This window comes from Anaerolineales bacterium (genome assembly GCA_015075725.1).
Taxonomy (GTDB): Bacteria; Chloroflexota; Anaerolineae; order Anaerolineales; family Villigracilaceae; genus Villigracilis.
The window spans coordinates 4,003,022-4,027,428 of the sequence record JABTTV010000001.1 but is presented as its reverse complement, the minus strand read 5'-3'; the positions used below and the strand labels follow the sequence as shown (position 1 = coordinate 4,027,428).

Below are 24,407 nucleotides of genomic sequence, written 5' to 3'. Positions count from 1 at the left end.
TGTAATAAAAGTTCCCGTTGTCATGCGACAACGGGAACTTTTTAATTCTGGTATCGTTGTAACGCAAAGCATCTTTTTTTGTTTCGTTCTGCCTGACCGGAGACTCCATGAAACGAATCGCTGTCCTGACCTTGATTCTCGTTACCGCATGTGCTTCATCCCCAACCCCCGCTTCCTACTTCGACGCTCCGCCTGATACCTCGACCCCGGCTTTGGAAACCACGACGCAAGCGTTTCCTTCACCAGTGGAATTTACTCCGTCTGGAATAGAATCAATTTCCGGGTCCGCGCAGGAGGCGGGAGAATTGTATTTCTTCCTCCAGCCGCGCCAGTCGGGTGGGACCATCGAACTCGTAAAAGTTTCCGCTACCTGCATCACCGACCCGGTGAACTGTCCGCCATTGGAAAAAATTCCGGTTCCCTTCGTGTTCAACTTCACCATCAATGCCCTGGCATGGTCACCCGACGGAAGATATGCGGCATTTTCCTATTCAACAAACCCAAATGGAACTCCCACCCAACTTTGGCTGTTCGATGCGGAAACGAAAAACTGGAAAGCCCTGGCAGAGTTCCCCTACATCGACCCTCCCTTCTGGTCGCCGGATGGATCTTGGATCGCATTCCGCACACAGAATGGCGCAGGCGGCGAGGACGTGTTCGTCGTGCATCCTGATGGGAGCGAATTGAAAAGTGTTTCCACCGATTTGCCCGCGGATGGTCGTCCATATATCATGGATGGTTGGTATACCGAGAACATTATCATGCGGTCCGCGCTGCCGGGCGCGAATGGAAACATTTATCTCGTCCGCGCGGCGAACGGGCAGGCGCGGCCCATGTTTGAGACCTTGCTGACCAAGGCGCAGTTCATCGCCTCGCCCGACGCGGGATTTTTCGCCTATGACGAATATGATTACAACTCGCAGATTCATTTTGTGAAAGTCATGGAGCCCGATGGCGCGAATGCCGAGACGATCGCGCAATTCACCGGCGGTTCGATCTACCCGATGATCTGGTCGCCGGATAGCAGCCTGATTGCCTTTAACTACTACGGCAATCTGGCGGGCGGAAATCCAACCGCGGAAGTATTCATCGTGAAGCGCACCGGCGGAGACTTGAGATCGGTCTATAAAGGTAACACGGTGGGACGTTTGCTTTTCTCCCCGCATACGAAATATTTGGTGATCGAAGAGACAACATCGACGACTGGCGGGCACCTGTTCTTGGTGGACCTTGCCACTTCGGCGATTGGGATTCTCCAAGCGCCTGGTCTCTCGACGGAATACGATTGGTACGCGCCTTCCTGGAGGCCGTAGCGCCTTTTCATTTCCCGCCGGTTGATTCGATTTTATCCACCCAAGCAGATCGCCACCCGGGTGCATCAAAGGGTTCCGGCCAGAATTCGACCTGTTTCCAGATTTTTCCGTCGCGGATTGTCGAAAATGTGATCGCGCGATCCCTGCGGGTTCCATCGCTGACCGTGACATCGGATACGACCAGGTCGCCCTCGGCAATAATGTTGTTGATGACGAACGTCCATTTTCCGCCTGCGGGGTAGGCGGTGTTGATCCGGGCAAAGTTTTCCCTGCCGCGAATCCGTTCGTTGGATTGAATCCAATCCAGTGTGAATTCGTCGTGGAGAAGGTCGGAGGCGGAGTAAAAATCGTTGCTCTCCATTCTCTTCCAGAATTCCAGAATAATTTCTTTCGAATCCATTCTACCCTCGCGACAATGAGAGCAATACTTCCATCGCTCGTTCCGAGTCTTTGAAAGGGACGAACAGATGGTCGTGGTGATAGGCGGCAACCACATTGCAACTGATGCCCGCCTTGGTCAGCGCGTTGGCCACCGCGGCGGTCAACCCGACGGCTTCCAGAGAGGAATAAACGTTTAATGTGATCCATGCACAGGTCATGGAGTAAAACAAGATATTTTCATCCGCCTGTGTTTTTGATAAAACTACCGTCACCCCTTCTCTCTCTTGAAAGACGAATAACGGTTTGAGTCCCGCGGCATCATTCAATGTATTCACGGTGCAAAAGACATACTCCCCTGGGTTTAGTTCGGGATTCAATTCATTGAGAAGTGTTCTTAGATCGGTTTCTCCGGTCATCCTTTTCTCCTTACATCCAGAACAGCGATCTTTGTCGAGTGGTTGAACGGTGCCGGATCGGTGATTGGCATTCCGATCGGCTGATATCCAATGAAATCTTCGGGTACAGGGATCAATTCGCGGATGCTGAGGTAGCCGTCCTTGCAAACAGACTCCAGTGTTTGCAGATATTCCCGTCCGCTGAGGTACAGGGCATTGTTGATTGCAATTAAAACCCCGCCGTCATTGATCAGCGGGCGGACTTTGTTTATGAGCCGTTCGCTCTCATGGAGCATGTCTATTTTTCCGCGCGTGGTGGCGGAAAAGAAAGGCGGATCGAGGATGACCCAATCGAAAGTTCGTTTCGTGCTTTTCATCCGAGCAACGACTGAAAAAAAATCTCCCGGTATGAAATCTTTTTTATGAATGGGGAGGTTGTTGAGAGAAAGGGAATCTTTCGCCAGGTCGAGAACCCTGCGGTTCAGATCGGTTTGAACTACATTCGCAGCCCTGCCAGCCGCGGCGGCGATGCCAAGGCTTCCCGTGTAGGCGAACGAGTTGAATACACTTTTTCCATGAGCGTTTACTAGAATCCACTTTCGCAAGTTGCGTGTATCGAGATAAAAACCCGCATCCCGGTTCATCGTCAGGTCGATCGCGAACCAGATGCCGTGTTCGTTAATTTTGCGGTCCGGCTCATCACCGAATAACAAAACCCCACATTGTTCGGGACGCGTTTTTCCACTACGGGACTTCAATAGACATGCGCGTAGCCAGTTAAGGGATGACCTTACATGATCCGCGATTTCAAGGATGAATTTCTTTTTTGGCTGTTCGGCAAAATCATAGATCACCAGCGTCTGCCCATAGATGTCAAGAACAAGATCGGGGAAACCTTCGTAAAATCCGTTGAAGAGGCGGAAAGCTTCCTCATGGCTGGTTTCGCAAAAATTCCGACGGGAAGCGATGGCTTGGTCGAGCAATCGGCGCAGGGAATCAAAATCCATTTTAATAGTGCATTTGGAAAGCTATCATGATTTTATTGAGTCGCGATTTCCGGTTGACAATGTGACGAAAACGGGTTTCGGGGTCGATGGGTTTATTGATCAAGGATGAATTCTGATTCTGTAATGAGAGGCAGCCTCACTGTGAATGTGGTTCCTTTGCCGACAGTGCTCTCGACAGAGATTGTTCCGCCCATCAGTTTGATGATCTGATTCGAAATGGAAAGTCCCAATCCATAACCTTTGCGGAGGGTTTTATTCGCCTCGGCAAGTTGTTTGAAGGGTTCAAAGATGGATTGGAGCGCTTCAGGCGGGATGCCGGGACCTGTGTCGGCAACCCGCATATTCCATTCCGTCAGTGAGTTGGTGAAGATGTCCACTGTGATGCCGCCGGTCTCGGTGAACTTGATGGCGTTGCTGATAAGGTTGACCAGGATTTGTTTTATCCGCTGGCCGTCGCCGACTATGGAGAGGGGCATCGCGTCTGATATCGTTGCCTGGAAGGTGAGTTCTTTCGCCTCCGCAAGCAGGCTCAACTGGCTACAGACCGAGCCGAGGACCTCGCGCGGTTCGAAGGCTGCTATGGATAGTTTTAGTTTCCCGCTGTCCAACTGTGCCTGGTCGAGCAGTTCCGAAACAAGCACATCCAGGTATTGTGTGCTGTCGCGGATGCGCCCGAGGATGTTTACCTGCTTTTCCGTCAGGTCGCCGTAGGATTTTCGCGCGATAAGGTCTGTGTACCCGAGGATGATCCCGAGCGGGGTTCTCAGTTCATGGCTGACGTTGGCAAGCAACTGCATTTTAAAGCTGTTCGCCCGCATTGCTTCATCCCGCGCAATGGCAAGAGCCGATTCATTCTCCTTGATGCTGGTCACATCGCGCAATGTCACGATCCAGCCTTCGTTCTGGCTGGAGCCATTTTTCAAGGCGCTGACGTGCAAATGCATCCAACGCATGGGTCCGCCGTCATCCTGAACCAGGATCTCTTTGTAATATCTGGGTGTTTGCAGATCGTTTTCGTTTATGAAGATCCACGGGCGGAATACTTCGCGGAAGGGTTTACCGATCACCGAGCCGTGATTCAGATTGAAAATATCCAGCGAAGCAGGGTTTAGCTCGACTATCCTCAAATCGCCATCGAGCACGATGACGGCATCTGAAATACTTTCGAACACGGCGCGATGCGCCACCGGGGTGATATCCAGCAGGCGGTAGCGCAGGAATCCCATGCCAAGGATCAGGATCGAGGCGGAAAAAGTGACCGATGTTATGTCGATATGGACAGGGAGCAGCCCAGAAATGACGATCCCGTTCGCTATCCATGGCAGGAGAATTGCCGTGATATTGATGATGATTTGCGAGCGGTAAACATCCCGTTTTTCCCAATATTCGCGCAGTAAGAGGTAGGTTCCGAAAACCAGCATCCCATATATATATGCCGCATGGAGCCAGAACCACCAGCCGAGAGGATTGTCGATCAGGATCAAGCCGGTTGCCGGGTCGGTTTGCAGATTCATTGTTCTAAAGAACCAGCCGTGGGATTCGGTGGTAAGGATGACAAGATACGTTGCAACTGGAAAGACCGATGCCATCAGGACGTTGCGCCGGGTTAACCATTCCCTTCGATCGGAATAGGCGAGCGCGAACGCAGTCCATGAAAGCGGCACGCCGATCACGCCGAGATAGCCGATTTTAAGCCCCCATACTTTCACTGCGAGGGTAGTCCCGCCAAGTTCGAGAATATAGCTTGCCGCCCAAAGCGAAGCGAGAAAACACATCGCAATGAATGGAACCGAAGCCGGGTGCCTTCTGAATCGCAGTGAGTAAACACCGAGGGTCAATGTAAGGATGACGGACAGCCCCCAGAGATAGAGGAGCGGCGTGTATTGCATGCGTAAATTATACAGCCGGAGGGATGGGAAAAAAGATTGCGGGAGCATTATGAACCGCCGCGGCATTCTCATGCCTTAATCACGATTTTGGGATACTCTTGCGCCAATCGATTTTCCCAGAGGTCTCATGTCCACAACAGCCATTCAGCCGGGACTGCCCGGCAAATCACGTTCGAGGGTGGTGACAAAGCCCGCCACCGATTTTTACGGCGGGGTAGGTTGGATTATCGGTCTGCTGATCACGGTCTTCGTCTCGACTCCCGTCATCCTGCTATTGGTTCGGAATGCGCCGCGCGGCGACCGGTCTGCGCCAGTAAGAATAGGGCAATAATGCAAAAAGAGATATATCTAAAACTTCTCATACGAAGCTCCTTCTGTTGCGATTAAGACAGCAGTTGCCATGACCCCCTTACTGGCTTCATTCGACCTTTCTGATATTTCTCGGATTCAAGACAGAGATCTCGCGAACCTTCAACACAGATTGCGCTTCTGCATTCAGTAATACCCAGTAAAACGATCGATTACTGGAGTAGGGTTCGATCCGCATGACCACTCCATCATACCAGCCCATATGTTCCCCGAATTTTTCATTCAACTGGATCTGCACCCGGTCCCCAATTTGAATGGTCTCGTCCAATGTCATTTTCGAGAAGCTGCCCAGAAGAGGATAATGCCGACGAGTGCTGTGACTGTGCCGTTCACTGCCCATTGCGGATCGCCGCTCATATAGCTCCCGGGCAGGACGCCCACGCCTTGGAAGATCCATACCAATCCGGACAGGAAAAGCAGAACAGCGATGATTTTGAGAGTGGTTTTAACCATGATTATCCTCTATTTGTTACCTGCCAAATGCGAAACATCCCGAAGGAATTTGTAATCAAACTGGCAGGCAGTCCAAACCATCGGGACGATGTATAACACCAGTTTATAAAACTCCCTGCCTTTGCGACAGGGAGTTTTTATTTCATTTTACCATTAGGGATTCGGCGTCCCTTGTACAGCGACCCCGACCCAGGTGAAGACCCGTTTTTCGCTCGTTGCACCCGAAGCGATCCAGATGGGCTGACCTTGTTCGTCCACGCCGGATTGCAACACAGGCACGACCCACCAGCGCATGACGTGTGCGACGTTATCTCTCGGACGGAACGTGGTCGGAACGATGTATTTTGTATCCGTCACGTAATCGGTGATGCGCCGGGTCTGACTGGCGGTCACATCTTCGATGATGACCTGGTATGCCTCTCCATCGCGGAGGACGCCGACGGATGCCCATTGCAAGGTCACGACGTCGTTCGCCAGGGTGAAGGCAGCGCCGTCCGCAGGCAGGAGCAGGTTCGGGGCGGGGTAGGGAGGCGGAAGGGTCGGCGTGGGAGTCGGCTGGTTGGGGTCCGGTGCGCGGGCGCAGAGCGGAATCAGGATCGTCTGCCCGAGAAAGACATTATCCGTTGTCAGACCGTTAAATTCCTTGATCGCGCTCATCGGCACGGCATAGTTGGCAGCGATGCTTGAAAGCGTGTCGTTTTCCTGAACGGTGATTTGCACGGTTTCGCAGGAGATGCGAGTTGCTTCCGCCGGGAGAGCTGTATTCGTAGCAGGCGGTGGAATGGTCGGCGTGGGATAGGGGATCAACAGCACCTGCCCGACAGAGATCGGACAGCTCGATGGCAGATTGTTCAACACGATGATGCTTTGAACGGAAATATTGAAATTGAACGCGATCTGCGAACACGAGCCGTCGTTGGCGGAAACCGTGTATTCAAACGGCGGTTGAAGCGTGACGGTCGGCGTTTCAGTGGCGGGCAGCGTGATGGTGGGAGTCAGCGATGGCGTTGCAGTTTCGGTCGGCGTGGAGGTCTCGCCCGCTGAAAATGATTCAGGGTCTTTTGGTACAAGAAGGAATGTAAGGCCTGCCGCGACTGCGATGACAGCCACCAACGAGCCGATCGCCACGGGAAGACTGAGCGTCACCTGCGGGAGGCTGGCTGCCTGAACGGAACGCTCTGCTTTTTTTGCGGCTTTTACTTCCGGCTGCACGGCAAATTCCGTGCCGCACACAAGGCAGCGCACTGCATTCTCACTCAGGCGTGTTCCGCAGGTTGGGCAGACCTTTGTCTTGCTGTGTGATGATTCTTGGGTCATACGGGCGGGGATTATACCATCGAACAATCCTGCGAATTTCAGTGATATACCATCGAATGAAATGCGCAGGATCGGAGTCGTTATATTTCAGAGTTAATCCGAGGCGGGTTTCGGTTTTGAAGTTACCAATACCTTATCCACGCGGCGACCGTCCATGTCGATGACTTCGAAACGCAGACTTTCCCATTCGAAATGATCGGCGGTTTGCGGCAGCCGACCGAGCGATGTCATTATGAAACCGCTCAGGGTTTCATATTCGTCTTCATGTGGGAGTCCTTTCAGGTTGAAGATTTCCTTGAACTCATCCACTTCCAGCATGCCATCCAGTAACCACGAGCCATCCTGCCTTTGAGTCGCTTGCGGTTCTTCGCCCTCCATTACGCCCACGATCTCTTCCAATATGTCGTTGATGGTCAACAAGCCCTGAACCCCGCCGAACTCGTCCACCACCAGCAGCATTTCCGTATTGTTCTTTTTTAACACTTCCAACGCGCGCGAGGCGAGCATGGTCTCCGGGATGAAGTACGCAGGCTTTGCCAGCTCCTTGAGGGCGATCTCCTTTTTCGATAGGGTCGTCACGAGCAGGTCGCGTGATTTAACGATGCCGACGATGGTCTCCAGTGAATCCTGCCGTACGGGGAACCGCGAGTACGGACTGCCGCCGATTTTTTCGAGGATTTCCTCGGTCGAGTCGCTCACATCGAGCCAGACGATCTCGGTTCGCGGGGTCATCACCGAGTAAACGCGTGTATCGCCGAGACTGAAAACACCCTCGACCATATCCTGTTCCGCTTCTTCAAAGACTCCGGCTTGTGTGCCCTGATCGATCAACACTTGCAATTCCTCCTCTGTGATGGGAGGCTCATTGGTCGGCTTGATCCCGAAAAGGGTCAGGATGAGTTCCGTCGCATTGCTCATCAATTTGACCAGCGGCGAGAACATTTTTGAAATGTAAATCATCGGACCGACGACCACCTTGGCGATGCGTTCGGGTTTGTGGATGCCCAATCGTTTCGGAACGAGTTCGCCGAGCCAGATGGTCAGGACGGTGATCGATAGGACCACGATCCCCAAGGAGATCGATTCGCTGTATTCGCCGACATATGGCAGATTTTGCATCGAGACAGCCAGCGCAGTGGAGATCGTTGCGCCGCCGACCGCGCCTGCCAGCACGCCGATCAATGTAATTCCGATCTGGATCGTGGAAAGGAAGGTGTTTGGGTTTTTCAGCAGTTCCAGCGCGGCTGCGGCGTTTTTATCGCCCTCGTTTGCCATTTGTTGAAGTTTAACCTTTCGCGAGGCGAGAAGTGCTGCTTCAGACATTGCCAGGATGCCGTTGATCAAAATCAATAAAAAGATGATTATCAGTTCGCTGCTAATGTTCATTGATCCCTGTAAAGATAAGGCGCAAGATGAATATATCTACGCGGCGCAGGCGCGCGGTGAAGCATTTTCGGCTTTGGTCGATTGAGGGCAAGGGGATGCTGGGGTCTGGGTCCGGCGAGTCTTCGGGCATTTTGGTACTTGCAACTTTTCGTATCCCTATTGTACCTGAAAGTTATTCTTTTTTCGTGAGTTTATCCTCGAGTTTATTGATGCGTTCGTTCAGCTTAGCGTAGCCGCGCATGATCATCACCGGAATCAGGATCGCCAGCACGATCAACGCGCAGGTGATGGCCAGCTCGAGAACGCCGATGCGGAACATCGTTCAACCCACCCTGATTCCGCTTCCTGCGCGCGCCTCGCCGACCACCCAATAGGATTGATTCAACTCCGTTGCGCGATTCGCGAACGCGGTTAATTTTTCCCGCGCCAGGCCGATCAACAACCCGCCGCTGGTCTGTGGATCGAATAAAAGCATTTGCGAAGGCTCATCCAGACCAGCGAATTCCGTGGATTTCTCAAAATGAGCTTTGTTGTCGAATGCGCCGCCGGGGAAGATGCCTTTTTCCGCGTACGAGCGCGCTCCGCTCATGAACGGGATTTTGGTTAATTCAAACTGCAAAGACAATCCGGATGCTTCCGCCATTTCCGAAGCGTGACCGATGAATCCAAAACCGGTGATATCCGTCCCGCCGCGGACGCCGAACTCCTGGGCAAGTTCGCTCCCCGTCTTATTCAGGTGAGACATCCACTTGATCGCCTCGACGATATGTTCTTCAGCTGCCTTTTCCTGTTTGATGGATGTGGTTGTGACCCCGCCCCCGAGCGGTTTGGTTAGCAAAAGGAGATCCCCATCTTTCAACCCGCTTTTACGGATGATTCTTTGCGGATGCACGAAACCAATTGCCACCAGGCCGTATTTTGGTTCCTTGTCCTTGACGGTGTGTCCGCCCGCGATCACAACACCGGCTTCACGCGCCTTCTCCGCGCCGCCGCGCAGGATTTCGCTTGAAATTTCTGGCAGAAGATTATCCGGTAATGCGGCGACGTTCAGTGCAAGGAAGGGTTTCCCGCCCATTGCATAAATATCCGACAAGCTGTTTGCGGCGGCGATCGCACCGTATTCATAGGGCGTATCCACCACCGGTGTAAAGAAATCCGTCGTGACAACAATGGCTTGATCGTCGCTTAAACGCCAAACAGCCGCATCGTCCGGCGGGTCCAGACCGATCATCAGGTCTGGAAATGATGCGGGATCGAAAATATCCCTTACGGGACGCAGGACCTGCGCCAGCGCATCCGCGCTTAATTTGGACGCTCAGCCCGCGCAGGCGGAAAGAGTCGTCAGGCGAACTTCGCGTCCGGTTTGTGGAATGGGCATGGTTTTCAGAGACCTGACAGGTTTTCAAAATCTGTCAGGTCTCTATTTATTTATTGTCCGATCGCTGTACCCGGCAGCGGCAGGATAAACTGCTGCCCGCTCGGTACGAAGATCGTCTGGACGTTCGGCGCGAGAGTCGTAACGTATTGGTACTGGATCAACTCCGCCGTGAGCGATTGCGCGATGGTGCGATTCGCCTCTGCTTGCGCCTGTGCCTGGATCAGCAATGCTTCGGCTTGGCCCTTCGCCGCGATCACCTGCGCATCCGCCTGGCCCTGAGCGACCTGGCGCGCCTGTTCGGCTTCCTGTTTCTTCTGCTCGACGACGAAGGCCGCCTGCTGCGCCTGTTGTTCGGCGATCTGTTTCTGTTCCACCGCTGCGGCGTATTCATCGCTGAAGCGGATGTTGCGCAGCACGAAATCGCGGAGCACAAGATTGTTTTCGGAAAACACGGTCAACATTCTATCGGTGATCAACTGTTCCATTTCAGCGCGTTTTGTGCTGACGATCTCCTCCACGCCATATTGGGATGCCACATCGCGGATGATGCCGCGAGCTTGCGTGCGGACAAACAGGTCCTCGTAGTTGAACCGCCAGGTGGAATACAACTGCACCACCTTGATGGGATCGACCGCATAGATGACCGACGCGTCGATGTAAACCTGCTGGCCGTCCTTGGTGCGCACCTGGATGGAGTCGTCACCGCCAGCCTCTCCTTCATCCGCCACTGAAGACATCGTGTAGGTCTGGTTCGTCTTGGGGAACCGCTCCACGCGCTCGGCAAAAGGCACGATCCAATGCAGGCCGGAACCCAACGGGTCTGGGCGGATACCGCCAGAACCAAGCACGGTCACCACAATGCCAAGTTCATCCGGCTCGATGAACACAATACCCGCGCCGATCGTCGTCAACAAGAGCGCGACAACGACCAATGCAATCGCGGCGGTACCTAATCCGCCCACGGGTTGTTTGCGACTGGCGCGCAGGGTAATTGTGATCAGGATTCCGATGAACCCGATCCACGCAAAAGAAGCAAGGCCTTGAAGCAGACTTGAAATATTCATTGTTCCTCCGGTTATTATGCAAAAATTATAACCGCCTTGCCCGCGCCCCCGAAGCATGTTAAGATTTTTCCAATGAAGACGGCAAAAGGCAAAATCGCAGAAATCTATTTGGATGGCTCCGCCCGCATGATTTGCCCGCCTGATTTGATTCCCGCCCCGGGGCAGTATCTCCATGCCCATGCAGACGGCTCGAACCTGCCCTTGCCTGTTCCGCTTTTCCCTAGCCTTTTCTTTCCACCCGATGGATTCCGCACCGCGCCCGGCATCCCTCCTTTATGGCAACCTGGTGAGACCCTCTTCCTTCGCGGACCCATCGGGCATGGATTCTCCCTTCCGCCTTCAGCAAGAAAGATCGCATTGGTCGCCTTTGATTCAACACCCGCGCGCTTGCAGGGATTGATTTCCCCGGCGTTAGAGCAAAAGGCGGAGGTTGTTCTGTTTTGCGATGCGGTAATTACGGATTTGCCTGAGGTGGTGGAGATACAACCCGTGAAAACATTGCCCGGTAATCTTCCCTGGGCTGATTATGCGGCATTGGATGTCGACAGGGTGAGTCTGAATCAGTTAAAGGAACTGCTGGGAGGGAGCGGACAAACCGCGGCGCGGATGGAGGCGCAGATTCTCATCCGAGCGCCGATGCCTTGCGGCGGGATCGCCGATTGCGGAGTCTGTGCCTTGACCATCCGTCATGATATGCGGTTGATCTGCAAGGAAGGTCCCGTTTTCGATCTAACGGATATCTGATCGAAAACTCAAGGGTGTGTGGCACGCTGTGATTATTAATACCAAATGCGGAAGGATGTGATCGTTGTGCCCGTCAACGCCTCATGCGCGCAGGTGATTTCTACGGGAACCAGGCTTCCCTTTTCCTGATCGTTGAACTGAAGCGAGAAATTGCCGATCCCGTATTCGTCGCTATACAGCGATCTCGAATCGCTTGCGCTGTTGTGCCATTTCACAACGGCGGTACAGGCGGCATTTGCAATTGGCTGTAAATTCTGGTCCTGCACGATGACGAAAAATGTCTGGTTGTCGATCGAAAGAGTCACCGCTTTCAAAACGAATGCCCGCACATGTAACCCGGTGATGACCCGCGGCGCGTTATTGATCGGGCTGGCAGGCCGCAAAAAGGCGGGGTCTTCGCCGAGTTGGTCGAAGTACGTGCGACCCAGGTCCGAGATGACGACGCGGAAACCGTCCGGTCTCCATGGCTGCCATTCGAGCCGCGCCCGCTCGAAATACTGTACGATCTTGCTGTCGTGATTTTCAAAATTTGAGATGGGAAAACCGAATTGGGCCGATCCGCCGTTATCTTCATAAAAATCGAGGAAGGCGAAGCAAACCGAAAACCCGGTCTCAGCGAAAAAGCGGCAGGAGAATGAATTCCCTACGTCGATTCCCCCCCTTGAAACGTAGGTTTCGCGTCCGAGCGCGGTCAATGTCACGCGTTGACCTTCAGGTTGATCCGGATTGAGTTCGAATCGCGCACGTTGAAAATACTGAACCGTCCTGCCGTCGCGGCCTGGGATTTGCTCTGTAATGGGATAACCGAATATATACTCGGCGGCGGGGTTGCTTTGATAAAAAGCCAGGAAGTCTCCAAAGACATTATGCCCTGTTTCGCTGAAGTAATGGCTTTCCACCGTCTGCGCGCGGACATGCCCCGATGCTGACAGGGGCAGGATGATCAGTGCTAAAAGCGCAAAATACTTCCACATCATTCCACCGTTGTCATTATACTCAGAAACACCTCCCCGGACATTACAGTCGGTTAACCGCTGCGCGATGCTAGCCGGGCTTGGGCTTCCGTCAGCGCCCGAACGATTCTCACCGCTGCGCGGCCGTCTCCATATGGATTCGCCGAACGCGCCATCGCATTGTAGGCAGAGGGGTCATCCAGCAGACGATTCGCCTCCTCTGTGATTTTATCTGTTGCTGTTCCGGTAAGTTTAAGCGTCCCCGCTTCCACGCCCTCAGGCCGTTCGGTCACTTCGCGCAGAACGAGAGTGGGAATCCCAAAAGCAGGCGCCTCTTCCTGGATTCCGCCTGAATCGGTCAGGATGATCGCGGCATGCTTCATCATGTGAACAAGAGGAAGGTAATCCAATGGCGGCAGCAATGTGATGTGGTCCACACCTTTGAGCAGGCGGTTGGCCGGCTCCTGTACGTTTGGATTCAAATGAACCGGGTAGACGATCTCCACGTCTCCTCTCGCGGCAAGTTGGATCAACGCCGTGTAAATATCTTCAAGCGGTTTTCCGAAATTCTCACGGCGGTGGGCGGTGACAAGCAATAACCGGCGATGGGAATTCCTCGTATCGCGATCTTCGTGTTGTATCCCCAATCTTTCGAGCAGCGCGCGGACCTCTTCCGGTTCGTTTTGTTTAACCACATACTGCAATGCATCGATGACCGTATTTCCGGTGACGTGGATGTTGTTTGCTTTCACGCCTTCGCGCAGCAGGTTTTCTTTTGACCAATCCGTAGGCGCAAAGTGCAGGTCGGCGATCACGCCTGCGATACGACGATTGATCTCTTCGGGAAACGGCTGCCATTTATCGTGCGTCCGCAAACCTGCTTCGACATGCCCGAATTTTATCCGTCGGTAATAACAAAGCAGTGACGTCATGGCGACTGTGGTTGTGTCGCCCTGAGCCAGCACCCAATCCGGTTGGAAAGTTGCTAGGACAGGATCAAGATGGGTAAAGATCGAAGCGCTGAGTTCGGCAAGCGATTGGTCTTCGCGCATCAGGTTGAGGTCGTAATCCGGTTTGATCTGAAATAATTCCAGCACCTGATCGAGCATCTGGCGGTGCTGGGCAGTGACACAGACCCGCGATTCGACCCCGGCAACTTTTGCAAGCTCCCGGAGGACCGGAGCCAATTTAACAGCCTCGGGGCGGGTGCCGAAAATTGTAAGGATTCTCATAATTCCTTTTGGACTAAAATAACGACAATGTATATGGAGATGAAACCATGAATGGAACAAACACGCCCAGACGGCTGCGATTTTTGGTCTGCATCATTTTGTTGCAAGCATGTCTGTTATTCATTTTATCTTCCTGCGCAAAAACCTCCTGCCAATTGCAGGCGGTAGCGGGCGGCTCGATATATTGCGAAGAAAATTCAAAATAGCTCAAATCGTTATTCAGCTTGCCCCGGCTTGCCGGATCCCAGTTTGACGATGCGAATTCCGGCGCTTTGCCATTGAGACGAGTCCCATCCGTTGACGGTGTCGATGGCGATTCTTGCCCGGGTGATCTTTGCAACGGAATCGGGGGATAGCTTTAAGAACTCGGAATGACTGACAAGTAAAACCAAAGCATCGGCATCCCGGATGGCGGCATTTAGGTTTGGAGTTATGGAAATCCCTGGAAGTTTTGCGTCCGTCTTGAAGGGTTCGTAGGCAAGCACATTTGCCCCTTCCCCTTGAAGCAGATGGACCACTTCCACGGCGGGACTCTCACGCAGATCGTCCACGTCGGGCTTGTAAGCGAGCCCGAGCGCGGCGATCTTTTTTCCTTTGAGCGGTCCAATCGCGCGTTTTACTGTGTCTGCAACGAAATGCGGCTGGGCATCGTTGACCTGCCTTGAATGATAGATGAGCGGCGTCAATTCGGGCGCGGCCTCCACGAAGAACCAGGGATCGACGCTGATGCAATGTCCGCCGACGCCTGGGCCAGGATTTAGAATCTTTACACGCGGGTGTAAATTTGCCAGTGAAACAGCTTCCCAAACATTAACGCCGAATCTATCGGCAAGGCGCGAGAATTCATTTGCGATTGCGATGTTTACATCCCGGTAGGTGTTTTCCATTAGTTTGACCATCTCGGCGGTAGTGGCGTCGGTTTGGATGATCTGCCCTTTGACGAAGATGGAATACAACCCGGCGCCTGCCTGTGCGGATTCGGGTGTCACGCCGCCGATGACGCGGGAGTTTTCGATCAACTCGCGCAGGATTTGCCCCGGCAGGACCCTTTCCGGCGAATAGCAAAGGTGGAAATCGGAACCCGCTTTCAGCGAAGACTTCTCCAATATGGGGGCAATCAGGTCGATGGTCGTGCGAGGCGGGGACGTCGATTCCAGCACGACCAAATCCCCCTTCTTCAAATATGGGACGATGGATTCTGCTGCGGAGATGACTGCTCGCATGTCTGCGAGCTTATACGTCACTCCCTGGTATTCGCCGGTCTCGTGTTCCTTGAATGGGGTGGGGACGGCAATGATGAAGGCGTCGGCTTCTTCGGGTTTAAGCGCGGCTTTGAACCTGCCCGTCTCGAGAGCTTTGCTGAAGGCATCGCGCAAACCGGGCTCGTGGATGTGAACCTCCCCGCGGTTGAGGGTTTGGACGACTTCGGGCTGGATATCCACCCCGAGTACGTATACTCCGTGAGCGGCGAAGGTTGAGGCGGTGGGCAGTCCGATATATCCCAGCCCAATGACGCAGATTTTGTCGAATTTCACTGGTTCTCCTGTAGGGACAAGGTCTCTCCATTATACAACCCGAAGGGGATTCGTTTTTGCAACGGGCGGGGTGATAAATCGTAAATCCCTGTGAAAATCATGTTGTATAATGAAATGGAGGCGCAATGGATTTCCTTTTGGACCCGAATATCGCTTATTTGTTCCTTTTGTTCGGCATTTTGTTCGGCATATTAGCCATCGTCACACCGGGAACCGGACTGCTCGAAGCGGGGGCGTTCATCTGCATCACGCTGGCGGGATATGCCGTTTACAACCTGTCGATCAACTGGTGGGCATTGCTTTTCCTGCTTGTAAGCATCGTGCCTTTTCTTTACGCGGTTCAAAAACCGAAACGGGAGGTCTACCTCGGTCTTTCCATACTTTTGCTCGTCATCGGCTCGGTCTTCCTCTTTGCGGTGGATGGATGGAGACCCGCTGTGAATCCGCTGGTTGCCCTGTTATCCTCCGGTTTGATGACGGCGTTCATTTGGATCGTCGTCCGCAAGTCTGTGCAGGCGGCGGCGGTTCGTCCGACGCATGACCTCGATGCGTTGGTAGGGCAGATCGGTGATGCTCGTACGTTCATCAAAGACGATGGAAGTGTGTACGTCCGCGGTGAGATGTGGACCGCCCGCAGTGAGGGTGAGATCCCGTCGGGGAGCCGCATTCGAGTCGTTCGACGCGAGGGGTTCGTCCTCGTTGTGGAAAAAGAAAAATCTGACAATCGTATCTAGTGAAAGGAGACAACAATGGAGTTTTTAGGTGGTAGCATAGCTTGTATCGTTGGCGCAATCGTCCTGGTCGGTTTTGTATTCCTTGCCAACGCCATCCGCATTGTGCCCGAATACCAACGCCTGGTCGTGTTTCGGTTGGGACGTAGTGTCGGCGCAAAGGGACCCGGTATTGTCATTCTCATTCCGGTAATCGACCGCGGCGTGAAAGTGGATCTGCGCGAGCAGGTGCGCGAAGTTCCGCAGCAGACATCCATCACCAAGGATAATGCCCCGATTTCCATCGACTTTTTGTGGTACTTCAAAGTGATGGAACCGACCCAGTCGGTGTTGCAGGTCACCAACTTTGAAACTGCCGCGGCCGGTATAGCGGCAACCACACTGCGCGCGGTCATCGGTGGTATCCCGCTCGATGACGTGCTTTCCCAGCGCGAGCATATCAACAATATGCTGCGCACCCGCCTCGACGAAGTGACCGAGCGCTGGGGTGTGAAAGTGACCAACGTGGAAATCCGCGAGATCGTCCCGCCGCGCGACGTGCAGGACGCGATGAACCGCCAGATGTCCGCCGAACGCATTCGCCGCGCCGTGGTGACCGAATCCACGGGTACGCGCGAAGCTGCCGTCAATGTGGCGGAAGGCGAAAAGCAAGCCGCCATTCTGCGGGCGGAAGGTCAGAAACAAGCCGCGATCCTTGAAGCCGAAGGCCAGCAGCAGGCGCAGGAACTGAAGGCGCAAGGTTTCGCGAAAGCCATCGAGGCGATCTACGGTTCCGCCAAGAACGTGGATCAGAAGACCATGACGCTGCAATACTTCGAAACGCTCAAATCATTGGGCATGAGTCCTTCGACCAAGTACATCTTCCCGATGGAGTTTACAACTCTGCTCGATAACTTCCTCGGCAAGGATGCGAAAAAGTAGGAAGGCTTAGAGTTAGGAACAAGCAACGAATGGAAGGCGGAACGTCTCGCCTTCCATTTCTTTTTATTGATACAATTCGCCGTATGGACATCGTCCCTGCCAACCTTCTCGATCTCAATGCACTGCGGAGATTGGAGCACGAGAGTTTCGAACTGGATGCCTGGCCCCTGCTGGACCTGATGGCGGTTTTGACATATCCCGATGTGGTTCGACTCAAAGCGGTGGAGGGCAGCCAGATGATCGGATTCATTGCCGGTGATCCGCATCCACGCGACGGGTGGGGCTGGATCGCCACCATCGCAGTGGATCCCCGCTATCGGCGGCGCGGAATCGCAACCGCGCTGCTGCATGAATGCGAGAAGCGACTCGGCGTGCCAAGGTCGCGGCTGACCGTGAGGCTGTCGAACGAGGCCGCGATCCGCATGTATGAGCGCGAAGGATACGCCGCCATCGATATATGGAATTCGTACTACAGCGACGGGGAGGATGCGATGGTGATGGAGAAGACCTTATGAGCGACAGACCCGAACGCCAAATGGAATTCGAAGCCCTGCGGGGGCTTTCAATTATCTTGCTGTTGTCGCTCCACAGCGAGATCTATGACCCGATCGTGTTCGGCGAGACCTTGAAGCACATCGGATTCTTCGTGGCCTCCTTCCTGTTGGGCTCGTTTTTTTTCCTGGCGGGCTATTTCACCGAGGTATCGCTCAACAAACCGAGTCGAAATATCATCTCCTTTGCCTGGTCGAAGTTCATCCGGATCTATCCGCCGTATTGGCTGGCAGTGATTCTATTTGTCTTTTATCTCGGCTACACCCTGAAGCGCACGGACATGGCGGTCTATGCGATGAACCTGCAGGTCGTGTTTTCGCCGGTCTTCGTCAAACAATTGCTCACGTTATGGTACATCAGCATGCTGGTCGTGTTCTATATCCTGTTCGGGGGAATGATGTTCGCGATTCGTTCGAGCGCCGGGCTCGCTGCCGCATCCGCGGCGCTGTTCGCTGTGACCTACTTCCTGCATTTGATGTGGGGATTCTTCGACCCGCGCTTCTTCCAATATTATTTCATCTTCCTTGCAGGCGTGTTCTTTTGTCGGTTTCAAGAGGTACGGCAGAAGCTCTACGATTGGAATCCCGTCGTTAAAATCATTCTTGCAGCTGCCGCCCTCTTCCCTCTGCAATGGATTTTGGAATATTCAAGGACCGAAGGCGCATTCTATCTGCTTGCAGTCGATTTCTTCATCCTGTCGTGGATCCTGCTGTGGCTGACGATCTTCAGAACGAAGGCGGGAAATTGGCGTATCTGGCTCTGGCTTTCGACCGCTTCATATTTCACGTATCTGTTCCACCGTCCATTATGGTATTTGATCGACAATACCTTTGGGTTGGGGAAGGATATGACCACCGTTTACATCCATTTGACCTTTGGCGCGATCCTGGCGTTGATTATCGGTTATTACCTCCAGCGCGGATACGACCGCCTGCTTGCATCGTTGCGTTTGAAATGACCGCGCAGGCATGAATTTTTATTCGGCTCGGACATCGGGTTTATAATCTGCGGATATGTCGAACGTCCTGCCGCCGCCCGTATGGGTGAATTCACCGGACCAGTTGGGGAAAATGGTCGAAGACCTCGCCGCACAATCCCGGGTGGCAGTGGATACCGAATCGAACAGCCTGCATGCCTATCGCGAAAAAGTCTGCCTGCTGCAATTTTCCTCGTCGAAAACGGATTATCTGGTCGATCCGCTTTCGCTCAAAGACCTTAGTCAGCTCGCCTCGATTTTTTCAAACCCGAAGATCGAAAAGATATTTCACGCCGCCGAATACGACCTGATCTGCCTGCGGCGCGATTTCGAATTCACCTTCGCCAACCTGTTCGACACAATGCACGCCGCGCGCGTGCTCGGATATCCGGCAGTGGGACTCGATAAACTGCTCGGAGATAAATTCGGCGTGAAGATGGATAAACGCCACCAGAAGGCAAATTGGGCGGCGCGCCCGTTGACCAAGGAACAGATCCATTATGCGCGTTTGGACACGCATTACCTATCCGACCTGCGCGACGCGCTCGAAAATGAATTGAAGGAAAAGGACCGCCTGTATTTCGCCGTCGAAGATTTCCAGCGCGCCTGCCTCATCGACGACACGAAGCCGAGGACGAATGGCGCGGCGTGGGAGCGATTTGCCGGGCGCAAGGACCTCTCTCCGCGCGAGTTGACCGTCGTTGCTCAATTGTGCAATTGGCGCGATAAGGAAGCGGAACGTCTCGACCGCCCTCCTTATAAAGTGATGATGGACGATGTTCTGATCGCCCTTGCGAAGAATCCGCCCGAAGCGAAGGAGGATCTATCCGCGGCGGGGCTCTCGGAGAAACAGATCCGTTTGTGGGGCGATATGGTTCTAAGTGCGACCAAACACGGGGCGCAGGCTCCGCTTGTGGAACGCAGGCAGGCTGAACGCAAGAACGATGCGGTGCTCAGAAGGCTGGAAAAGCTCAAGGCGTGGAGAAAGAATTTGGGGACGACGATGCAGGTAGAGTCGGATATCATCCTGCCAAGGCCCTATCTGGCGGCTTTGTCCGAACATCCGCCGAAGGATGTGGACGAACTGAAAGAGATGATGAGGGACACGCCTGCGCGTTTCGAGAAATTCGGCGCGCAGATCCTGAAGACCCTTGGAGTGAAACATGCGAATTAATTTTCACGGCGCGGCGCATACCGTGACGGGCAGCCAGCACCTGCTGGAAATCAACGGTCATAAACTTTTATTGGATTGCGGGCTGTACCAGGGCAGGCGCGCCGAGTCGTATGAGCGCAACACGAATTTCCGGTATGACCCGCGCAGCGTGGATGCGGTCATCCTTTCGCACGCGCATATCGATCATGCCGGGAACCTGCCGAATTTGGTCAAGCAGGGATACGAAGGCGCGATCCATGTCACGCACGCCACAAGGGATATTTCCACGGTGATGCTGGCGGATTCGGGGCGCATCCAGGAATCGGATGCGGAGTTCGTGAACAGGAAACGCGCCGAACGCGGAGAAGACCCGATCGAGCCGCTTTACACCGAAGCGGACGCGGAGGAAGTGGCGGGCATGTTTGCAGGCGCACATTACGGGGAGGCGTTCGAGCCGATCCCCGGAGTCGTCGCGCGGTTTTTCGAAGCGGGTCATATTCTTGGTTCTGCCGGTGTGTCGCTTGAGATCGAAGAAAAGGGCGGGAAGATTCACTTATGGTTTTCTGGCGATATCGGGCGGTTTAAACTGCCTTTATTGCGCGATCCTGTTTTGCCCGCCCATGCCGATTATATGATCATGGAATGCACGTACGGCGATAAGAAACACAACGACCCCCAATTGGCGTTCGACGAATTTCAAACAGTGGTCAAACGGACGGTGGAACGCGGGGGCAAGGTGATCGTGCCCGCCTTTGCGGTCGGACGCACGCAGGAGATCGTCTATCACCTGAACCAGATGATGTTCGAGGGCGATGTGCCGCGCGTGCCCGTCTATGTGGACAGTCCCCTCGCTGTGAGGGCGTCGGATGTTTTCAAACAGCATCTCGAATGCTTCGACGAGGAAACGAAGAAGTTCGTGCAGGAATCGCGCCACCCGGCTCTCGACTTCAAGATGCTGACCTATACACGCTCCGTGGAGGAATCCAAAGCCTTGAACGAGCGCACCGACCCGATGGTCATCATCTCGGCTTCGGGCATGGCTGAGACGGGGCGCATCCTCCACCACATCAAGAACAATATCGAGAACCCAAAGAACACCATTTGCATTGTCTCGTGGCAGGCACCGGATACTCTCGGGCGCAGGCTGGCGGACCGCGAACCGGAAGTGCGCATCTTTGGTGATTGGTATAAACGCAAATGCGATGTGGCGACCATTGGCGGTTTGTCCGGCCATGCCGGGCAGGACCTGCTGGTGAAATACGCGATGGGCGTCAAAGGGAGTGTGAAGGACGTCTTCCTCGTCCACGGCGAAGAAAAACAGGCGATGACCTTGAAGGGATTGCTGAAAGGGCAGGGATTGGACCGGGTGCATTATCCCGATATGCATGAGAGTGTGAGCTTGTAAAGAGACATAACTAACCCTGAATTTGATTTGGGACGCGGACGAGCGCAGATTTACGCGGAAAAGGGATTAATAATCCGCGTTTTCAGCGTTTATCAGCGTCCCATTTGTTCTTAAAACGAACTCACCCGCGAAACCTTAATTTCGGGGTGAGTCATGTTTTGTTTACAAATGGCTTGGATCTTGATCCACTAGCGCATAATGTTTTTTTCCAGGCAGCCGATCCTGCCTGCGCCTTGCCGCAAGCACAAGTGGGATGTGCGCAGATCGGGCGAGCGAGCCTCCAGCGAGCACCGTTCGTCCAGCTTGACTGGATCGCCCAGACCGAGTGCATTGGCACTTGCCATCCCCAACAGCCCGTCCTGAGCGTAGCGAAGGATCAGGCCGTCCGCCCCGCGAAGCGAAGCGGAGACGGGGTGCACGCTTTGTTGGGCGGCTCTGTGAATGGTAGAAGTTGTTTATCCACTCGCTAAGTGTTCTATCATTGCTCATTTGAGTAAAAGATTTCGCCCCAGCCAGATCGTCCAGATGGGATACAGGATATAAGTTCCGAGCCACCCAAAAAACGCAACATAGAGATACCACGGCATAGACTCCATGCTGTCGATCTTAGCGAAAATTCCTGGAATGCCGAAAAATCCAACCGCCATGAATGCTCCTACGACAATCCCGAAAACGACCAGGTTGTGAGGCAATATATCACCGCGCAGCATGGAATAACAAAACGTCACCAGCCATAAGCCGATTATTGCATACCCGATACCTGAATACCAACCAGCCAGTACAAAGTCTGTGAAGCCGAAAATGATCAGGATCGATCCGATGATAGTAAAGATCGCGCCGATTACCACAAGAACGAGCGCAATTTGACTCATCAGCGGTGATTTGGCGTGGTATTCGGCATATAACATCCATGCCAGAACAACGCTTGAGATACCAATAATGCTGTTGAATACATCATTGACCCTGCCAAAAGACTGATTTACTGTATACATTAAAGTGAGGAATATCATCGCAAGGATGGCTGAAACGCCTGTAGCGACTGCGATCCAGCCTGTTGTTGCGGTCGAGAAGTTGCTTGTTGTCACGAGTTTCTCCTGATTTATTGTTTATGCGGCAAGCAAATATTTAACGTATCCTTTAGAACGGTTTAAATCTCATTAAAAATAGCAGAACGGCTGTGACGATAAACCCTGCCCATGCAAGCAGGCGCGGATTGGTCTTGGCAACTAGTGCATAAACCACATCCATGCTTTCGGGGGCTTCGGGCGGATTATGTGTACCAAATCCAGTCATATATTCTGAGCCAAGCGCTTTGCGGATCGGAGAATAATATTTGCGTGCATACCAGATCATCCACACGAGCATACCAACCATAATTAGAAATGATAATCCCCACCAGCCTCTTTTCCACCAACCCGCCACAACACCCATGTGAATACTTGTGACCAGTAACAAGAGCATACTCACGCCAAATGGAATAAGTGTAATTTGCGTGATATTAAGTAATGCCTTCATACCACTTGTGTTTTTCTCTTTCGGCAACATGAAAGCGGTTGCCAGTTCTGCTCCATGTGAAAAGAAAAAGACAAACGCGGCAAGTACATGTAACCAGACCGACCATTGATAAAGATTCGACATTTACAACTCCTTGACTAACATTAAGATATTGAGATTGTACTGCACTTATTCCATTGTCACTAAACCCGAATTTGATCTTTATAAAAGCCCCTGTATTGTGCAAGAGTGCCGCCGAACGGTTTGCGTCTCGTCCCCGAGCCCTTCGACGGGCTCAGGGTAAACTCCGCAAGTGGATACCTGCTCTGTGTCTCGGCAAGCTCGACAACCAGGGCGGAGACGGGGCGCAAGCTTTGTTAGCCACCGTTCTATTTTTCAGATAACCAATTTGATAAATTCTTCTTCACACGCTTCAAGCGTTCACTTGAAATTTCACCGATTGCGCCAAGGAGAATTTCGCCTGACACAACCGCTAAACGACCGGCTCGAATTACGCTGTAACTATTAACCCGCGTTGCTCAAAATCTTCATCGCTATCTTTGACAATTTCATCCAACCCCGAAATATGCTGGTGTGTTTGTGAAGAAATCATACAAATCAGCCAATCATCATATCCCCCAGGAAGTTTGCTCAAAAGAAGAGCAGGGCGCAACTTACCTTCTTCAAGGTCAGTTTGCGGAAAACGAAAGACAACAACCTGCCCCGCTTTTTTCATGAAAAGACCACCCGTATATCTGACATGCTATAAAGGACAGGTTCATCTTCCATACCTCTCATTGCTGATGACAGTGACAATGAAGCCCAACCCTGTTTTTCTTGCTGTTCAGCCTTCATAAGTAAATACTGAACAAAGTCGAACAATTCTTCCTGAAATGAATACGGAAGTTTTTGTGCATCTCGGTGAATTTTTTCGTCAAGTGTCATGGTTTTTTCTCCGTCAATCGCTAAATGCTACACTTTCTGAATTTATTTTACACCAATAGCGGAAAGATATTGAAATTTTTATATGCAAGGAAGGTGGCTAACGAGACTGTCGAAAAACCGAACTGGGGAGGGCGAAAGCGGACAAGCGCCCGGTTTTTTCCCGCGGATCGCGGTGGAACGGGGTGACCGGGCTCAAAAAAGGCTTATATCCGCGCCCCAAAGGTATGGATCTTGCCGATATTGTGGACCAGGGCGAACAAACACCATTGTACATCCACTTTGCGTTTGGAGCGCAGGGTGAAACGATGCATGCGTTTATGGACACAGATGTTGGCAAAGACCGGGTTTCGACAGGCTTATCTACCAGCTCGACGATCCCCAGCCGCCGGGCATAGACCCGCTTGCCCACATCGCTATCGATCTTCGCCTTCATCGCATCGATCAAATTCGGCTCGCCCGTATCCACGGGAATGGAAAGATACCTGCGCGAGGTGGTGGAGCCGCTAAATGCAGGCGAGTATCAGCGACAATATGAAGCCCAGCAAATTAAATATCTGAGGAAGAAAGCGGCGAAGTTCGGCTTCCAACTCGTGCCTGTATAAAGGAGGGGGCGGCACGACAAAAAGGCGTGGAGCAAGGCTCGACGCCTGCTTTGCGTTTGATCGTCTGCAAGATATCGATGGTTTTAGGGCTGTAAGTTGAAGAGGAGCGTGGTTCTTCAAGGGACAGCGCCCCGCAGGATGAGCTCAGGGACGCTTGAGATGAGACGGTTTCTGAGGACGCTTTGTTGGGCGCACTCATTGGGCATACATCT

At 53.1% G+C, this 24,407-nt stretch carries 28 protein-coding genes and 1 pseudogene; 10 read left to right on the top strand and 19 right to left on the bottom strand.

Annotation, left to right across the window (positions count from 1 at the left end):
• The first annotated feature begins 107 nt into the window (after window positions 1–107).
• The gene (locus HS100_19275) at window positions 108–1,313 is read left to right on the top strand and encodes a PD40 domain-containing protein (protein MBE7436066.1); all 1,206 of its coding nucleotides are present in this window, start codon (window positions 108–110) and stop codon (window positions 1,311–1,313) included.
• Between the two features lie 7 nt (window positions 1,314–1,320).
• Here HS100_19275 and HS100_19270 read toward each other — a convergent pair whose 3' ends face one another.
• The 4 genes from HS100_19270 to HS100_19255 form a co-directional block, all read right to left on the bottom strand.
• Complete coding sequence (locus tag HS100_19270; GenBank protein ID MBE7436065.1) at window positions 1,321–1,713, bottom strand: nuclear transport factor 2 family protein; 393 nt, start codon at window positions 1,711–1,713, stop codon at window positions 1,321–1,323.
• Window position 1,714: 1 nt separating this feature from the next.
• Window positions 1,715–2,110, bottom strand: a complete 396-nt coding sequence (locus HS100_19265; protein MBE7436064.1) for an ACT domain-containing protein — start codon at window positions 2,108–2,110, stop codon at window positions 1,715–1,717.
• Window positions 2,107–3,096, bottom strand: a complete 990-nt coding sequence (locus HS100_19260) for a class I SAM-dependent methyltransferase (protein ID MBE7436063.1) — start codon at window positions 3,094–3,096, stop codon at window positions 2,107–2,109. Before HS100_19260 ends, HS100_19265 begins: the two co-directional genes overlap by 4 nt.
• Before the next feature lie 92 nt (window positions 3,097–3,188).
• Window positions 3,189–4,985 carry a PAS domain S-box protein gene (locus tag HS100_19255; GenBank protein ID MBE7436062.1) on the bottom strand — a complete coding sequence of 599 codons (1,797 nt, stop codon included), beginning with the start codon at window positions 4,983–4,985 and terminating at the stop codon, window positions 3,189–3,191.
• A gap of 127 nt (window positions 4,986–5,112) precedes the next feature.
• Between HS100_19255 and HS100_19250 the strand changes: the two genes are divergently transcribed.
• On the top strand, window positions 5,113–5,316 hold the full coding sequence (locus HS100_19250; GenBank protein MBE7436061.1) for a hypothetical protein: 204 nt from the start codon (window positions 5,113–5,115) through the stop codon (window positions 5,314–5,316).
• A gap of 87 nt (window positions 5,317–5,403) precedes the next feature.
• Here HS100_19250 and HS100_19245 read toward each other — a convergent pair whose 3' ends face one another.
• From HS100_19245 to HS100_19215, 7 genes are all read right to left on the bottom strand, one after another.
• Window positions 5,404–5,628 carry a hypothetical protein gene (locus tag HS100_19245; GenBank protein ID MBE7436060.1) on the bottom strand — a complete coding sequence of 75 codons (225 nt, stop codon included), beginning with the start codon at window positions 5,626–5,628 and terminating at the stop codon, window positions 5,404–5,406.
• Entirely contained in the window at window positions 5,625–5,807 is a 183-nt protein-coding gene (locus HS100_19240) for a hypothetical protein (protein ID MBE7436059.1), read from the bottom strand. Before HS100_19240 ends, HS100_19245 begins: the two co-directional genes overlap by 4 nt.
• A gap of 153 nt (window positions 5,808–5,960) precedes the next feature.
• Window positions 5,961–7,124, bottom strand: a complete 1,164-nt coding sequence (locus HS100_19235) for a LysM peptidoglycan-binding domain-containing protein (protein MBE7436058.1) — start codon at window positions 7,122–7,124, stop codon at window positions 5,961–5,963.
• Window positions 7,125–7,217: 93 nt separating this feature from the next.
• On the bottom strand, window positions 7,218–8,510 hold the full coding sequence (locus HS100_19230; protein MBE7436057.1) for an HlyC/CorC family transporter: 1,293 nt from the start codon (window positions 8,508–8,510) through the stop codon (window positions 7,218–7,220).
• Window positions 8,511–8,682: 172 nt separating this feature from the next.
• Window positions 8,683–8,829 carry a hypothetical protein gene (locus tag HS100_19225; protein MBE7436056.1) on the bottom strand — a complete coding sequence of 49 codons (147 nt, stop codon included), beginning with the start codon at window positions 8,827–8,829 and terminating at the stop codon, window positions 8,683–8,685.
• Between the two features lie 3 nt (window positions 8,830–8,832).
• Entirely contained in the window at window positions 8,833–9,888 is a 1,056-nt protein-coding gene (gene selD / locus HS100_19220) for a selenide, water dikinase SelD (GenBank protein MBE7436055.1), read from the bottom strand.
• A gap of 50 nt (window positions 9,889–9,938) precedes the next feature.
• Window positions 9,939–10,952 (bottom strand): hypothetical protein, encoded by a 1,014-nt coding sequence (locus tag HS100_19215; GenBank protein ID MBE7436054.1) that lies wholly within the window; start codon window positions 10,950–10,952, stop codon window positions 9,939–9,941.
• A gap of 72 nt (window positions 10,953–11,024) precedes the next feature.
• On the opposite strand from HS100_19215, the gene HS100_19210 reads away from it, so the two are divergent.
• Window positions 11,025–11,696, top strand: coding sequence for a hypothetical protein (locus tag HS100_19210; protein MBE7436053.1), 672 nt, complete (start codon window positions 11,025–11,027; stop codon window positions 11,694–11,696).
• A 35-nt stretch (window positions 11,697–11,731) separates the two neighbouring features.
• On the opposite strand, the gene HS100_19205 is transcribed toward HS100_19210, so the two are convergent.
• From HS100_19205 to HS100_19195, 3 genes are all read right to left on the bottom strand, one after another.
• Window positions 11,732–12,670 carry a hypothetical protein gene (locus HS100_19205; protein MBE7436052.1) on the bottom strand — a complete coding sequence of 313 codons (939 nt, stop codon included), beginning with the start codon at window positions 12,668–12,670 and terminating at the stop codon, window positions 11,732–11,734.
• A 53-nt stretch (window positions 12,671–12,723) separates the two neighbouring features.
• Complete coding sequence (gene wecB, locus HS100_19200) at window positions 12,724–13,881, bottom strand: UDP-N-acetylglucosamine 2-epimerase (non-hydrolyzing) (protein ID MBE7436051.1); 1,158 nt, start codon at window positions 13,879–13,881, stop codon at window positions 12,724–12,726.
• 215 nt (window positions 13,882–14,096) lie between these two features.
• A complete protein-coding gene (locus HS100_19195) occupies window positions 14,097–15,416 on the bottom strand; it encodes a nucleotide sugar dehydrogenase (protein ID MBE7436050.1) in 1,320 nt (439 codons plus the stop codon).
• A 125-nt stretch (window positions 15,417–15,541) separates the two neighbouring features.
• Between HS100_19195 and HS100_19190 the strand changes: the two genes are divergently transcribed.
• From HS100_19190 to HS100_19165, 6 genes are all read left to right on the top strand, one after another.
• The gene (locus HS100_19190) at window positions 15,542–16,150 is read left to right on the top strand and encodes a hypothetical protein (protein ID MBE7436049.1); all 609 of its coding nucleotides are present in this window, start codon (window positions 15,542–15,544) and stop codon (window positions 16,148–16,150) included.
• A gap of 15 nt (window positions 16,151–16,165) precedes the next feature.
• Window positions 16,166–17,068: an SPFH/Band 7/PHB domain protein gene (locus HS100_19185; protein ID MBE7436048.1), complete on the top strand. Its 903-nt coding sequence runs from the start codon at window positions 16,166–16,168 to the stop codon at window positions 17,066–17,068.
• A gap of 83 nt (window positions 17,069–17,151) precedes the next feature.
• Window positions 17,152–17,583 carry a GNAT family N-acetyltransferase gene (locus HS100_19180; GenBank protein MBE7436047.1) on the top strand — a complete coding sequence of 144 codons (432 nt, stop codon included), beginning with the start codon at window positions 17,152–17,154 and terminating at the stop codon, window positions 17,581–17,583.
• Complete coding sequence (locus HS100_19175) at window positions 17,580–18,578, top strand: acyltransferase (protein ID MBE7436046.1); 999 nt, start codon at window positions 17,580–17,582, stop codon at window positions 18,576–18,578. The genes HS100_19180 and HS100_19175 overlap by 4 nt, the downstream gene beginning before the upstream one ends.
• Window positions 18,579–18,633: 55 nt before the next feature.
• Window positions 18,634–19,770, top strand: coding sequence for an HRDC domain-containing protein (locus HS100_19170; GenBank protein ID MBE7436045.1), 1,137 nt, complete (start codon window positions 18,634–18,636; stop codon window positions 19,768–19,770).
• Window positions 19,760–21,154, top strand: coding sequence for an MBL fold metallo-hydrolase (locus HS100_19165; protein ID MBE7436044.1), 1,395 nt, complete (start codon window positions 19,760–19,762; stop codon window positions 21,152–21,154). The genes HS100_19170 and HS100_19165 overlap by 11 nt, the downstream gene beginning before the upstream one ends.
• A 485-nt stretch (window positions 21,155–21,639) precedes the next feature.
• Here HS100_19165 and HS100_19160 read toward each other — a convergent pair whose 3' ends face one another.
• The 5 genes and pseudogenes from HS100_19160 to HS100_19140 form a co-directional block, all read right to left on the bottom strand.
• Entirely contained in the window at window positions 21,640–22,239 is a 600-nt protein-coding gene (locus HS100_19160; GenBank protein MBE7436043.1) for a hypothetical protein, read from the bottom strand.
• 52 nt (window positions 22,240–22,291) lie between these two features.
• The gene (locus HS100_19155) at window positions 22,292–22,792 is read right to left on the bottom strand and encodes a hypothetical protein (protein ID MBE7436042.1); all 501 of its coding nucleotides are present in this window, start codon (window positions 22,790–22,792) and stop codon (window positions 22,292–22,294) included.
• 245 nt (window positions 22,793–23,037) lie between these two features.
• A pseudogene (locus HS100_19150) lies at window positions 23,038–23,384 on the bottom strand (type II toxin-antitoxin system PemK/MazF family toxin).
• Window positions 23,381–23,593: a hypothetical protein gene (locus HS100_19145; protein ID MBE7436041.1), complete on the bottom strand. Its 213-nt coding sequence runs from the start codon at window positions 23,591–23,593 to the stop codon at window positions 23,381–23,383. Before HS100_19145 ends, HS100_19150 begins: the two are co-directional and overlap by 4 nt.
• Window positions 23,594–23,796: 203 nt before the next feature.
• Window positions 23,797–23,904: a hypothetical protein gene (locus tag HS100_19140; protein ID MBE7436040.1), complete on the bottom strand. Its 108-nt coding sequence runs from the start codon at window positions 23,902–23,904 to the stop codon at window positions 23,797–23,799.
• A 90-nt stretch (window positions 23,905–23,994) separates the two neighbouring features.
• Between HS100_19140 and HS100_19135 the strand changes: the two genes are divergently transcribed.
• Window positions 23,995–24,195, top strand: a complete 201-nt coding sequence (locus HS100_19135; protein ID MBE7436039.1) for a hypothetical protein — start codon at window positions 23,995–23,997, stop codon at window positions 24,193–24,195.
• Window positions 24,196–24,407 lie beyond the last annotated feature (212 nt).

What these genes read in the sequence shown, in the direction of transcription:
- HS100_19275 (MBE7436066.1), top strand. Translation starts at nt 108, where the DNA reads ATGAAACGAATCGCTGTCCTGACCTTGATTCTCGTTACCGCATGTGCT.
- HS100_19270 (MBE7436065.1), bottom strand. Translation starts at nt 1,713, where the DNA reads ATGGATTCGAAAGAAATTATTCTGGAATTCTGGAAGAGAATGGAGAGC.
- HS100_19265 (MBE7436064.1), bottom strand. Translation starts at nt 2,110, where the DNA reads ATGACCGGAGAAACCGATCTAAGAACACTTCTCAATGAATTGAATCCC.
- HS100_19260 (MBE7436063.1), bottom strand. Translation starts at nt 3,096, where the DNA reads ATGGATTTTGATTCCCTGCGCCGATTGCTCGACCAAGCCATCGCTTCC.
- HS100_19255 (MBE7436062.1), bottom strand. Translation starts at nt 4,985, where the DNA reads ATGCAATACACGCCGCTCCTCTATCTCTGGGGGCTGTCCGTCATCCTT.
- HS100_19250 (MBE7436061.1), top strand. Translation starts at nt 5,113, where the DNA reads ATGTCCACAACAGCCATTCAGCCGGGACTGCCCGGCAAATCACGTTCG.
- HS100_19245 (MBE7436060.1), bottom strand. Translation starts at nt 5,628, where the DNA reads ATGACATTGGACGAGACCATTCAAATTGGGGACCGGGTGCAGATCCAG.
- HS100_19240 (MBE7436059.1), bottom strand. Translation starts at nt 5,807, where the DNA reads ATGGTTAAAACCACTCTCAAAATCATCGCTGTTCTGCTTTTCCTGTCC.
- HS100_19235 (MBE7436058.1), bottom strand. Translation starts at nt 7,124, where the DNA reads ATGACCCAAGAATCATCACACAGCAAGACAAAGGTCTGCCCAACCTGC.
- HS100_19230 (MBE7436057.1), bottom strand. Translation starts at nt 8,510, where the DNA reads ATGAACATTAGCAGCGAACTGATAATCATCTTTTTATTGATTTTGATC.
- HS100_19225 (MBE7436056.1), bottom strand. Translation starts at nt 8,829, where the DNA reads ATGTTCCGCATCGGCGTTCTCGAGCTGGCCATCACCTGCGCGTTGATC.
- HS100_19215 (MBE7436054.1), bottom strand. Translation starts at nt 10,952, where the DNA reads ATGAATATTTCAAGTCTGCTTCAAGGCCTTGCTTCTTTTGCGTGGATC.
- HS100_19210 (MBE7436053.1), top strand. Translation starts at nt 11,025, where the DNA reads ATGAAGACGGCAAAAGGCAAAATCGCAGAAATCTATTTGGATGGCTCC.
- HS100_19205 (MBE7436052.1), bottom strand. Translation starts at nt 12,670, where the DNA reads ATGTGGAAGTATTTTGCGCTTTTAGCACTGATCATCCTGCCCCTGTCA.
- wecB (MBE7436051.1), bottom strand. Translation starts at nt 13,881, where the DNA reads ATGAGAATCCTTACAATTTTCGGCACCCGCCCCGAGGCTGTTAAATTG.
- HS100_19190 (MBE7436049.1), top strand. Translation starts at nt 15,542, where the DNA reads ATGGATTTCCTTTTGGACCCGAATATCGCTTATTTGTTCCTTTTGTTC.
- HS100_19185 (MBE7436048.1), top strand. Translation starts at nt 16,166, where the DNA reads ATGGAGTTTTTAGGTGGTAGCATAGCTTGTATCGTTGGCGCAATCGTC.
- HS100_19180 (MBE7436047.1), top strand. Translation starts at nt 17,152, where the DNA reads ATGGACATCGTCCCTGCCAACCTTCTCGATCTCAATGCACTGCGGAGA.
- HS100_19175 (MBE7436046.1), top strand. Translation starts at nt 17,580, where the DNA reads ATGAGCGACAGACCCGAACGCCAAATGGAATTCGAAGCCCTGCGGGGG.
- HS100_19170 (MBE7436045.1), top strand. Translation starts at nt 18,634, where the DNA reads ATGTCGAACGTCCTGCCGCCGCCCGTATGGGTGAATTCACCGGACCAG.
- HS100_19165 (MBE7436044.1), top strand. Translation starts at nt 19,760, where the DNA reads ATGCGAATTAATTTTCACGGCGCGGCGCATACCGTGACGGGCAGCCAG.
- HS100_19155 (MBE7436042.1), bottom strand. Translation starts at nt 22,792, where the DNA reads ATGTCGAATCTTTATCAATGGTCGGTCTGGTTACATGTACTTGCCGCG.
- HS100_19145 (MBE7436041.1), bottom strand. Translation starts at nt 23,593, where the DNA reads ATGACACTTGACGAAAAAATTCACCGAGATGCACAAAAACTTCCGTAT.
- HS100_19140 (MBE7436040.1), bottom strand. Translation starts at nt 23,904, where the DNA reads ATGCATCGTTTCACCCTGCGCTCCAAACGCAAAGTGGATGTACAATGG.